Origin of the sequence: Brevundimonas sp., from assembly GCF_016463295.1 — a bacterium.
Classification (GTDB): Bacteria; Pseudomonadota; Alphaproteobacteria; order Caulobacterales; family Caulobacteraceae; genus Brevundimonas.
On the sequence record NZ_JAEMRO010000070.1, the window covers coordinates 1 to 11,109 of the forward strand.

General features: G+C 66.3%; 13 protein-coding genes. 6 read left to right on the forward strand and 7 right to left on the reverse strand.

Going from position 1 to position 11,109, the window contains the following annotated elements:
* On the reverse strand, positions 1-1,546 hold a 1,546-nt coding region (locus JHC81_RS11720; protein ID WP_292174892.1), incomplete at its 3' end, for a transketolase.
* A 154-nt stretch (positions 1,547-1,700) separates the two neighbouring features.
* Between JHC81_RS11720 and JHC81_RS11725 the strand changes: the two genes are divergently transcribed.
* Positions 1,701-1,973, forward strand: a complete 273-nt coding sequence (locus tag JHC81_RS11725; protein ID WP_292174863.1) for a hypothetical protein — start codon at positions 1,701-1,703, stop codon at positions 1,971-1,973.
* A complete protein-coding gene (locus JHC81_RS11730; protein ID WP_292174866.1) occupies positions 1,973-2,281 on the forward strand; it encodes a cell division protein ZapA in 309 nt (102 codons plus the stop codon). Before JHC81_RS11725 ends, JHC81_RS11730 begins: the two co-directional genes overlap by 1 nt.
* 5 nt (positions 2,282-2,286) lie before the next feature.
* On the opposite strand, the gene JHC81_RS11735 is transcribed toward JHC81_RS11730, so the two are convergent.
* Positions 2,287-2,661 (reverse strand): PH domain-containing protein, encoded by a 375-nt coding sequence (locus JHC81_RS11735; protein WP_292174869.1) that lies wholly within the window; start codon positions 2,659-2,661, stop codon positions 2,287-2,289.
* 435 nt (positions 2,662-3,096) lie between these two features.
* Between JHC81_RS11735 and JHC81_RS11740 the strand changes: the two genes are divergently transcribed.
* A complete protein-coding gene (locus JHC81_RS11740) occupies positions 3,097-3,648 on the forward strand; it encodes a 5-formyltetrahydrofolate cyclo-ligase (RefSeq protein WP_292174872.1) in 552 nt (183 codons plus the stop codon).
* A 4-nt stretch (positions 3,649-3,652) separates the two neighbouring features.
* Positions 3,653-4,477, forward strand: coding sequence for a TIGR00282 family metallophosphoesterase (locus tag JHC81_RS11745; protein WP_292174875.1), 825 nt, complete (start codon positions 3,653-3,655; stop codon positions 4,475-4,477).
* A 3-nt stretch (positions 4,478-4,480) separates the two neighbouring features.
* Here JHC81_RS11745 and JHC81_RS11750 read toward each other — a convergent pair whose 3' ends face one another.
* The 3 genes from JHC81_RS11750 to purL all read right to left on the reverse strand — a co-directional run bounded on the left by JHC81_RS11750 (position 4,481) and on the right by purL (position 8,772).
* On the reverse strand, positions 4,481-5,965 hold the full coding sequence (locus JHC81_RS11750; protein WP_292174896.1) for an alkaline phosphatase D family protein: 1,485 nt from the start codon (positions 5,963-5,965) through the stop codon (positions 4,481-4,483).
* A gap of 156 nt (positions 5,966-6,121) precedes the next feature.
* Positions 6,122-6,562 carry a DUF305 domain-containing protein gene (locus tag JHC81_RS11755; protein ID WP_292174878.1) on the reverse strand — a complete coding sequence of 147 codons (441 nt, stop codon included), beginning with the start codon at positions 6,560-6,562 and terminating at the stop codon, positions 6,122-6,124.
* A 2-nt stretch (positions 6,563-6,564) separates the two neighbouring features.
* Positions 6,565-8,772, reverse strand: coding sequence for a phosphoribosylformylglycinamidine synthase subunit PurL (gene purL / locus JHC81_RS11760; protein ID WP_292174880.1), 2,208 nt, complete (start codon positions 8,770-8,772; stop codon positions 6,565-6,567).
* Between the two features lie 122 nt (positions 8,773-8,894).
* On the opposite strand from purL, the gene JHC81_RS11765 reads away from it, so the two are divergent.
* Positions 8,895-9,254 carry a nuclear transport factor 2 family protein gene (locus JHC81_RS11765; RefSeq protein ID WP_292174882.1) on the forward strand — a complete coding sequence of 120 codons (360 nt, stop codon included), beginning with the start codon at positions 8,895-8,897 and terminating at the stop codon, positions 9,252-9,254.
* A 16-nt stretch (positions 9,255-9,270) separates the two neighbouring features.
* Here the strand turns inward: JHC81_RS11765 and JHC81_RS11770 are convergent, their stop codons facing one another.
* A complete protein-coding gene (locus tag JHC81_RS11770; protein ID WP_292174885.1) occupies positions 9,271-10,068 on the reverse strand; it encodes a hypothetical protein in 798 nt (265 codons plus the stop codon).
* A 127-nt stretch (positions 10,069-10,195) separates the two neighbouring features.
* Here JHC81_RS11770 and JHC81_RS11775 point away from each other — a divergent pair, with 127 nt between their 5' ends.
* On the forward strand, positions 10,196-10,414 hold the full coding sequence (locus tag JHC81_RS11775) for a hypothetical protein (RefSeq protein ID WP_292174888.1): 219 nt from the start codon (positions 10,196-10,198) through the stop codon (positions 10,412-10,414).
* A 6-nt stretch (positions 10,415-10,420) separates the two neighbouring features.
* Here JHC81_RS11775 and purQ read toward each other — a convergent pair whose 3' ends face one another.
* Positions 10,421-11,083, reverse strand: a complete 663-nt coding sequence (gene purQ, locus JHC81_RS11780; protein WP_292174897.1) for a phosphoribosylformylglycinamidine synthase subunit PurQ — start codon at positions 11,081-11,083, stop codon at positions 10,421-10,423.
* Between the last annotated feature and the right edge of the window lie 26 nt (positions 11,084-11,109).

The following is an 11,109-nucleotide window of genomic DNA, read 5'->3' on the forward strand; positions in this document are numbered from 1 at the left end:
AGGTGCGGACCGCCGGGGTCTTCTGGCGCGACAAGGCCATGGCCGAGGGCTGGTTCTTGGTCTCTAGCGCGATTTGCCAGCACTCCATCGCCTCGACTGTGTCGGCAGGGCGGAAGACCAGCAGGTTGGGGATGGCGCGCAGGGCCGCCAGATGCTCGACGGGCTGGTGCGTCGGGCCGTCTTCGCCCAGGCCGATGCTGTCGTGGGTCAGCACGTGGATGGCGCGAACGCCCATCAGGGCCCCCAGGCGGATGGCCGGGCGGCTGTAGTCCGAGAACACCATGAAGGTGCCGCCGTACGGAATGACCCCGCCGTGCAGGGCCAGCCCATTCATGGCCGCCGCCATGCCGAACTCGCGGATGCCCCAGTTGACGTAGCGCCCTTCATAGGACGGCGCGTCCAGGATCGGCGTGCCCGACACGAAGGTGTTGTTCGAGCCGGTCAGGTCGGCCGAGCCGCCGATCAGCTCGGGGATGGCGGCGAACAGTTCGTCCAGCGCCGCACCCGACGACTGGCGCGTGGCCTGGGCGGGTTTCGTCTCGACCAGTTCGGCGATCTTGGCATTCAGGGCATCGAAGGCCCCGGCGGGCAGGTCGCCCTTCATGGCGCGGGTGAAGTCGGCCGCTTGTGACGAGGCGGCCAGGCGGGCTTCCCACGCCTTGCGCTCCTTGGCACCGCGACGACCGACCTTCTTCCAGGCCTTGTCGACCGCCTCGGGCAGGTCGAACGGCTCATGCTCCCAGGCCAGGCCCAGGCGGGTGGCGGCGATCTCTGCGGCGCCCAGGGCCGCGCCGTGTGTCTTGTGGCTGCCGGCCATGGTGGCGGCCCCGCGACCGATCTGGGTCTTGCAGGCGATCAGGGTCGGCTTGTCCTGACGCGTCGCCCATTGCAGGGCGGACTTGATGGCCTTTGTGTCGTGGCCGTCGATGGCCTTGACCGCCCAGCCCGCCGCCTTGAAGCGGGCCTTCTGGTCGGTGGTGTCCGACAGGGACACCTTGCCGTCGATGGTGATCTCGTTGTCGTCCCACAGTACCGTCAGCCGGTTCAGGCGATAGCGACCGGCCAGGGCGATGGCTTCCTGAGAGACCCCCTCCATCAGGCAGCCGTCACCGGCGATGACCCAGGTGCGGTGATCGACCAGGTCGTCGCCATATTTGGCCGCCAGATGCCGCTCGGCCATGGCAAAGCCGACGGAGGTGGCCAGCCCCTGGCCCAGCGGGCCGGTGGTGACCTCCACGCCCGGCATATGGCCAAACTCGGGGTGGCCGGCGGTCCTGGATCCCCACTGGCGGAAGTTGGACAGCTCCTCGCGCGTCGCGGCCTTGTAGCCGGTCAGGTGCAGCAGCGAATAGATCAGCATCGAGCCGTGGCCTGCCGACAGGATGAAGCGGTCGCGGTCGACCCAGTCGGGGCGGCTCGCGTCGAACTTCAGGAACTTGGAAAACAGTACCGTCGCGACGTCGGCCATGCCCATCGGCATGCCGGGGTGACCGCTCTTGGCCTTTTCCACCGCATCCATGGACAGCACCCGGATGGCGTCGGCCATCTGTTTCAGGGACGCCTTTTCGGGGGCGTTTTTGGATGTGATCTTGGCGTCGGTCACGGCGGGACCTTTCGTCGGGAGGCGGAAAAAGGGAGGCGCGCCGCTTTACCCCGGCGCGCGGGCGGGTTCTATACGGATTCTGGAGGATATGACCCGAATGGATGCTGCCTCGGCCGCAAAAGACCGTGTCGATCGCGCCCTGGCCCTGCTGGAGCGTCGTCTGATGGACCTGAAGGGTCGCGCGGCGGGCACCAGCCGCGTGCCCGACGACGACCTGTTCGCGCCCACGCCGTCCAGCGAAACCGACCGCGCCCGCATCCATGAGCTGGAAGCCGCCGGCCGTGACGCCGCCGAGGTGCTGGACCGCGCCGCCGAGGCGATCCGCGACGTCTTGGCCGACGAGGCCCTGGCCGAATGGGAGGGGCGCTGATGGCGACCGTCACCGTAGAGGTCAACGGCCGCCCCTATGCCGTCGGTTGCGCCGATGGTCAGGAGCAGCGTGTCCAGATGCTGGCCGCCCTGTTCGACACCCATGTGCGCCAGGTGGCAGGCGAGGTCGGCCATGTCGGCGACATCCGCCTATTCCTCATGGCCGGGCTGATGCTGGCCGACGAACTGCATGAGGCGCGTCAGGGCCTGCCCGTGGTCGAGGTGCCGGGCGTGCCGACCACCGATGGCGTGGCCGAGGCCCTGAACGCTGTCGCCGCGCGGCTGGAAAGAATCGTCCAGGGGCTCTGAAGCGATCAGACCAGGACGTAGGTCGCCAGCACGCGCTGCACCTCGGTGATGTCAACGCCGCGCCCGAAGGTCTTGCCGAATATGGCTCCGCCCGAGACGCCGATCTTCATCTCCGCGTCCATGTCCAGCGTGCCGGCCGTCTCGACGCTGAAGTGCGTGATTTTCGAATAGGGCAGGGACTGGAAGGTGGTCTTCTTGCCCGTCATCCCCTGTTTGTCGACGAACAGCAGCCGCTTGTCGGTGAAGACGATCAGATCACGCACCAGCTTGTAGGCATGTTCGATCCGTTCGCCGGGGATCAGGATGTTGGCCATCTCGCCCGCGATAGTCTTCGGATCGACGGTGTTGGCATTGCCCATCAGGGCGTTCAGCAGGCTCATGACGTGTCTCCGTTTCGCCGCATCGGTAGCGCCTCGGCGCGACGAACTGAAGACGCTTCGACGCCCTCTGGCGAAAGACGGCGCGAAGGACTATCTTGCTCCACGGCGGGTCATGCTGTGGCTCTCGTCGAAGGCAACATATCCTCGCGGCCTTAATTCACTCGAAGGGATCTGTCCCTGTTTGACCTCGTGGGGTTGAGCATACGGAGCCCACCTGGCTACCCAGGCTCGAGAGGATTTAAACCGTCCTTCACGGCTCTTACGGCGCCGCCACCCTCTCCCCTTTTTGATGCGCTAACGCTCGCGACGCGGTCGCTCGCTGCCTGAGCGCGTTCTTTTGCGATATCGCTCGGCTCGCGGAGCCTCGCTGCTTGAGCGCGGCGATGTAGCGCGCTACGGCTCCTGCGCGTGATCCGCGCGGTCGAGTGTCTTCTCATGACTGACAAGCGGGAGCTTCGATCTGCGATGCGGGCCGAGCGCAAGCGGCTGGCGGGGCTGGATGCCCAAGCGGCGGATCATGCAGCGCGACATATCGCAGAGTTGCCGCCATCCGATCTGGTCGCTGTCTATTGGGCTATCGGCTCTGAGTTGGGGGCCGAGCGGATCGCGCGTGCCCTGGACGCCGAGGGCCGGGCCCTGTGCTTGCCCGTCGTGATCGCGCTGGACGCGCCAATGATCTTCCGCCGCTGGTCGCCCGGTGATCCGCTGGAGCCGGATGCGGCCGGCGTACCCGCGCCGTTTCCGCTGGCCGAGACCGTGGTGCCTGATCTGATCTTGACACCGCTTCTGGCTTTCGACGCCTGGGGCGGTCGGTTGGGGCAGGGCGGGGGGCATTACGACCGCACCTTTGCCGCCATGCCGGATGCCGTCCGCATCGGTCTGGCCTACGCTGGACAGCAGGTCGGCATGCTGGAGCTGGAGTCGCATGACATTCGGCTGCATGGCGTTCTGACCGAGGTCGGCTATACCCCGGCGCGAAAGGTCTGAGTTCATGCGTCTGGCGTTCTTTGGTGATGTGGTCGGCAAGTCCGGGCGGGATGGTCTGAGCGATCATCTGCCGGGGCTGAAACGCGAGCTGAAACTCGACTTCGTGGTGGTGAATGCAGAGAATGCGGCCGGCGGTTTCGGCATCACCGAAAACACGGCGCGTGAGCTGTTCATGGCCGGGGCCGACTGCCTGACGCTGGGCAACCACAGCTGGGACCAGCGCGAGGCCCTGACCTATATCGTGCGCGAGCCGCGGTTGATCCGTCCGGCCAACTATCCCCGCCTGATGGATGCGCCGGGGGCCGGGGCCAATCTGTTCGAGACCCACTCCGGCAAGACGGTCCTGGTCATGAATGTGCTGGGCCGCATCCACATGGACCCGATGGACTGTCCGTTCAGTGCAGTGGAGAAGGAACTGGCCGCCTGTCCACTAGGCATGGCCGCCGACGCCATCATCGTAGACATGCACTGCGAGGCGACCTCGGAGAAGATGGCCATGGGTCACTTCTGCGACGGCCGCGCCAGCCTGGTGGTCGGCACCCACACCCATGTACCGACGGCTGATGCCCAGATCCTGCCCGGCGGCACGGCCTATCAGACCGACGCCGGCGGCTGCTGCGACTATGACAGCGTTATCGGCAACGAGAAGGAAGAGCCCTTGCGGCGCTTCACCACCCGCATCTCCGGCGGACGCTATACGCCCGCTCACGGGCCGGCGACGATCTGCGGCGTCTATGTCGAGACCGACGACAAGACGGGTCTGGCCACGCGCATCGAGCCGATCCGCGTCGGTGGCCGACTGAGCCAGGCTGTGCCGCTCGTCGCCTGACGATCAGGCCGCCACAACCCGCGCATCGCCGCTGGCCACCGCGAACTTGGCGCGCGTGGTCAGGGTGCCCGTCTTGTCCGAAACCTTGTCCAGCACCTTGAACTCGGTCTGCCAGCGTTCGGGGGTGATGTCGCAGACGACATAGCCGCGCTGGGCGTTGTTGAACTTCAGGAAAGGGTTGTCGGCCAGATAGCGGCGACCGTCGGCGCGCTGGTCCTGGCCGTCGCCCGAAGAACTGATCGAGGTGGTGACGAATTCCGAGGCGATCGGAGCGCCCTCCGGATTGCGGCTGTCGCGGTACAATTCGCCGGCATAGTTCTGATGCTCGTCGCCGGTCAGGATGATGGTGTTGCCGATGCGGCGCTCGCGCAGGCGATCCAGCAGCCGCTGGCGCGGGATGGCGTAGCCGGCCCAGGTGTCCAGGTTATAGCCCGGCTCCGGACCTTCCTTGCGGTCCAGGTCCATGACCATGATCTGCTGGGCCAGGACCTTCCAGTGCGCCTGGGTGCGGTCCAGGTTGCGATACAGCCACTGTTCCTGCGCCTCGCCCATGACCTCCGCTGCCGGGTCGCGTACCGCCTCACAAGTCGAGGCCCAGGTGCCGTCGCAGGGGATGGCGGTCCTGAACTGGCGCGTGTCGAGGAAGTTCAGGTCCAGAAGATTGCCCCAGGTGGCGTGGCGATAAAGCTGGATGGCCGCGCCCGTGGGGAAGGACGAGCGGCGCAGCGGCATGTTCTCATAATAGGCCTGGGCCGCCGCCTGACGGCGCAGGTTGAAGACCTCGGGCGGGGTGCCGTCCTGATCGAGCGCGGCGGTCCAGTTGTTGTCCGTCTCGTGGTCGTCCCAGGTGCAGAACCAGGAGGTGGCGGCGTGGCTGGCCTGCAGGTCGCTATCCATCTTGTACTGGGCATAACGGCGGCGGTAGTCATCCAGCGAGTAGATTTCGCCGCCCAGATGCTGGCGCGGATTGTCCATCGTCCCACCCGAGCCGGTGTAGGTGCGGTTGCCGCGCCCTTCATAGATGTAGTCGCCGTAGCAGAAGACAAAATCCAGGTTCTCGTCCGCGATCTTGCGATGGGCGGTGTAGAAGCCCTGCTCATAGGCCTGGCAGCCGACGATGCCGAAGCGGGCCTGGGCGACCTGGCCACCCGCAGCTGGGGCCGTTTTCGCCCGGCCCGAAGGCGAGCGTTCGCGCCCGGCCGAGAAGCGATAGAAATAGTCGCGGCCGGGCTCCAGCCCCTCGACCTCGACATGGACGGAATGGGCCAGTTCGGGCCGGGCCACCGCCTCGCCGCTGCGCACCACGGTGTTGAAGCCCCGGTCGGAGGCGACCTCCCAGTTCACCAGCATGGGCTGGCTGGGCATGCCATGGCCGATCTCCAGCGGGCGCGGGGCCAGACGAGTCCAGATCACGAACCCGTCCGGCAACGGATCGCCCGAGGCTATGCCCAGCTGAAACGGATATTCCGCAAACACCGGACCGGCCATGCGCCGGGTATTCTCCTGCGCCAGCGCACCGCCACCGGCCAAGGCACCACCGGCCCCAAGGCTGAGCAACAGGCCGCGACGGGACAGGGAATCAAACGATCGCATCGGTGCACTCCAGGCTGAAGCCCTGCACCTAGCCCGGAAATGTGACGGTCGTCACTCGGCGGGACGCCACGCCCTCATTTCCGCGATCTCGCGCGTCTGGGCGTCGATGACGGCCAGGGCCATGCGGCGGATTTCGGGGTCCTGGCTTTCGCGCAGGGCGACCTGGGCCATGGCGACGGCCCCTTCGTGGTGGGCGATCATCTTGGCGATATAGGCTTCATCCACCGTCTCGCCCGACGCCTCGGCCATCAGGCGGTGCATTTCGGTTTCGGAGGCGGCGAAGGCCTGGTTGCCGGGTGTCGCAGCCGGGCCGTGGCCCATGGCGGCATGATCGACCGGGGCGGGACCGGACACTTTTCCATCGACGACGGTGGCCGCCTGACGTTCCGAAGAGGCATCGCGCAGAGCCTGCTGCACCGGATCGCCACCGCCTTCGCAAGCGGTCACGCCAAGGGCCAGTAGAGACAGCGCGGCGATGGTGTGCAGGCGCATGGTCAACCCTCGATCCAGTTCGGCATCCAGCCTTCGTGCATTTCGCGCAAATGCGCCAACGGCAGGCGGAACAGGTCGCCGCCCTTGCCGGTCGAGGCGAAGTCGGTGCCCCTCGCGCGACCAACGACAGAGGCGTGCAGACCTGCCTCCTGGGCATTGGCGATCAGGCTGACCGGGTCGGTGACGGCGACCAGATAGCGGGCCTGGTCTTCGCCAAATAGCAGGAAGTGGGCGTGGTCGTGACTGGAGGCGTCCAGCTCGACGCCGCAGTCGCTGGCCAGGGCGATGTCCGCCGCCGCCCCGATCAGACCGCCGTCGGACAGGTCGTGGACGCAGGTCAGGTCGCCAGCCTCGATCAGGCCGCGCACGAAGTCGCCGGTCTTGCGTTCCAGCGTCAGATCAACCGGCGGCGGCGCACCCTCCTCGCGGCCCAGAACCTCGCGCAGATAGATGGACGAGCCCAGTTCGCCGTGTGTCTCGCCGATCAGGACCAGCACATCGCCCTCGGCCATCGTGCCGAAGCCGGTGACGATGTCGTAGTTGCTCAGCAGGCCCACGGCCCCGACGGTCGGGGTGGGCGGAATGGCAACGCCATTAGTCTCGTTATAGAGCGACACGTTTCCGCTCACGACGGGGAAGTCCAGCACGCGGCAGGCTTCGGCCATGCCGTCGATGGCACGGACGATCTGGCCCATGATCTCTGGCCGCTGCGGGTTGCCGAAGTTCAGATTGTCGGTGATGGCGATGGGGCGCGAACCGACGGCGGTCAGATTGCGCCAGGCCTCGGCCACAGCCTGTTTGCCACCTTCATAGGGGTCGGCCTGGACATAGCGGGGGGTGCAGTCGGAGGTGACGGCCAGACCCTTGTCCGTGCCATGCACCCGCACCACGCCCGCATCGGCGGCGGTGGCGGAATCATGCAGGGTGTCCGCCATGACGTGGCGATCGTACTGTTCCCAGATCCAGCGCTTGGAAGCCATGTCGGGGCAGGTCACCACCTTGATCACCGCATCGACCCAACTGTCGGGCGCGGGAACCTGGGCCGGCGTCAGGCGCGGCTGAAGCTCTGGTTGGACCCAAGGCCGGTCGTACAGCGGCGCATCGTCGAACAGCGGGGCCAGCGGCACGTCGCAGACCGTCTCACCATGATGTTTCAGCACCAGCCGGCCGGTATCGGTGGTCTGGCCGATGACGGCGGCGTCCAGGCCCCATTTCTTGAAGATGCGGTGGCCGTCTTCCTCGCGGCCCGGCTTCAGGACCGCCAGCATCCGCTCCTGGCTTTCCGACAGCATCATCTCATATGCGGTCATGCCCTCCTCGCGCTGGGGCACGGCATCCATGTTCAGCTCGATGCCGACGCCGCCCTTGCCGGCCATTTCGACGGAGGAAGATGTCAGCCCAGCGGCTCCCATGTCCTGAATGGCGGCGACGGCGCCCGAGGCCATCAGCTCCAATGTCGCTTCGATCAGCAGCTTTTCGGCGAAGGGGTCGCCGACCTGGACCGTCGGGCGCTTCGAGTCCGACTCATCGTCGAACTCCGCCGAGGACATGGTCGCGCCATGGATGCCGTCGCGGCCGGTCTTGGAGCCGAAATAGACCACCGACAGCCCCGGCGCCGGCGCGGCCGAATAGAACAGGGCATCGGCCTTGGCGAGGCCCACGCACATGGCATTGACCAGGATGTTGCCGTTGTAGCCGCTGTGGAAGTTGGTCTCGCCCGCCACTGTCGGCACGCCGACGCAATTGCCATAGCCGCCGATTCCGCTGACGACGCCCTTGACCAGCCGCTTTGTCTTTTCGTGAGACGGATTGCCGAAACGCAGGGCGTTCAGCAGGGCGACCGGGCGTGCGCCCATGGTGAAGACGTCGCGCATGATGCCGCCCACGCCTGTCGCCGCGCCCTGATAGGGCTCGATGAAGCTGGGGTGGTTGTGGCTCTCCATCTTGAAGATGCAGGCGTCGCCGTCGTCGATGTCGATGACCCCGGCATTCTCGCCTGGCCCACAGATGACGCGCGGCCCGGTGGTCGGGAACTTGCCCAGATGGATCTTGGAGGATTTATAGGAGCAGTGCTCGGACCACATGACCGAGAAGACGCCCAGTTCCACATGGTTGGGCTCACGCCCCAGCCGGTCGAGGACGACATGATATTCGTTGGGGGCCAGGCCGTATTCGGCGGCGAGTTCGGCGGTCGTCTTGGATGCGCTCATGAAGCGGGCTTCTAGCGTGGCTTGGCCGCTTGCGCCACTGGCCGAAGGCGATGTCATGCAGGCGTCATGGCAACGTCAACAGCGGGGCGTAGCGTTCAGCCATCGCAATGCAGGAGAGCGTCATGGATACCGCCACCATCGCCCGCGAGTTTACCGACATGTGCGCCGCGGGCGACTTCGCCGAGGCCGGAGAAGCCTTCTGGGCCGATGACGTGGTCAGCCTGGAGCCGATGCCCGGTGATATGGCCCGTGTCGAAGGCCGTGAAGCCGTCGCGCGCAAGGGCGAATGGTGGGCCGAGAACAACGAGGTCCACAGCTTCGAGGTGGAGGGGCCCTTCGTCTTCGAGGACCAGTTCGCCGTCCGCTTTTCGATGGATGTGACGCCCAGCGGGGGCGAGCGCACCACGATGGACGAAGTGGCTCTCTATACGGTCCGCCACGGCAAGATCGTCGAGGAACGGTTCCTGTACGGCACCGAATAGGCCTGGCGAGGCGGCGTTAGGCGGTCGCGCGCTCGACACCCGACTTCAGCCGGAAGGCCAGCAGGACCGCCCCGATCAGAACGACGACACCGGCGGCCAGGGCCATCATGGCCAGCGGCATGTTGCGCTCCTGCTCGGCCACGAAGGCTCCCAGCAGGCCCCAGGCGATGGGCAGGGAATAGGCGATGGTGCGTATGCGCCACGTCACCAGCAGGGCGACAGCGACCACAACAGCGATGGCTAGGATGGCCCAGACTGTCGGTGACAGCATGGCGGGCAGGTCGCCGTTGCCAGTCGCTACGGTGATCAGGTTCAAAGGGGCTGCCACGGTCAGCCAGCCCGCCAGCAGGCTCAGCGGCCAGACGGTCATCCAGCGATCGCGGTCGGCGCGAGACAGGGCGCTGATGGCATGGGCACCGGTCAGCATCGGGATCAGCAGCACGATCAGCGAGCCGAAGATCAGCACGATCGTCGCCAGCTCCCAGTCGAAGGCCGCCGCCACAATCCACCAGCCGATGCCCAGGAAGGCCAGGATCGACGGCCAGCCGAAGCGGTTGATCATTTCGCTCTCGCCCGTCTGGGGCAGGGCTTGGCGGATCGCATAGACCAGCAGCCCGGCGTAGATCACGCCCCAGATGGCGAAGGCATAGCCTGCGACCTTCAGCGTGGTGTCGCTGTCGGCCGAGAATTCCTGCGCCGTCTGACCCCAGCCCATGAACATCTGCACCTGGGAGATGGCGATGGCGAAGATGACCGTCGCCAGCACGATCAGGCGGCGGGTCATCTGGGACGAGCTGGGACGTAGGATGGACATGGGCGTGCTCCGGCGGAGATATCGACGTGCCGCCAATACGCGCGGGAACGGCAAAGGTTCATCCACCGACGCATGCGGAACCGCGCTGTACGCCAGCGGTTAAGGCTGGACACTCAGGAGAACGACCATGGCCGACGAAAAGCCCGTCTTTGAAACCGACGAAGTCTCCGCCACCCGAGGCCGCGAACAGGGCCTGGGCGTCGGAGCCCGCGAACTGGCGGCCCAGCGCGATCCCGGCGACGTGCAATCACGCGACGACGAGGACGCGATCACCGAAGCCGATGACGAGGATTATGAAGAGGTGCGCGGTCCGGCCGGCAACAATGCTGACGGCGCAACCGACTGATCTCGCCTAGGCGGCATCCATGACGCTGCGAAACAGGGTCGCGCCGTCGGCGGAGCCAAGCTCCTCCTCGAAGGCGCGGTCCGGGTGGGGCATCATGCCCAGCACATTACCCCGAGCGTTCTGAAGGCCCGCAATGTCGGCCATCGAGCCGTTGGGGTTGTCGACATAGCGGAAGACGACCTGGCCCTCGCCCTCGATGCGGGCCATGGTTTCCGGCTCGGCGAAGTAGTTTCCGTCGCCGTTGCCTTGGGTCATGACCACTTCGCGCTGGCCCTGATAGCCGGCAGTGAAGCGCGTCTGGCCGTTGGCAACCGTCAGGCTGATGGGCTTGCAAACATACTTCAGCCCGCTGTTGCGCAGCAGGGCCCCCGGCAGCATCCCGGCTTCGCACAGGATCTGGAAGCCGTTGCAGATGCCCAGCACCGCGACACCGTCATCCGCCGCCTTCTTCACCGCCTGCATGACCGGCGACTGCGCCGCCATGGCCCCGCAGCGCAGATAGTCGCCATAGGAGAACCCGCCCGGCAGGACGATCAGGTCCAGGCCAGACGGCAACTCAGTATCCTGATGCCAGACCATGTCCACGCGCTCGCCTGTGGAGCGTTCGATGGCGACCTTGCAGTCACGATCACAGTTGGATCCGGGGAAGACGATGACGGCTGCGCTCATGGCGCGGGCGTTTAGCAGGCTTCGCG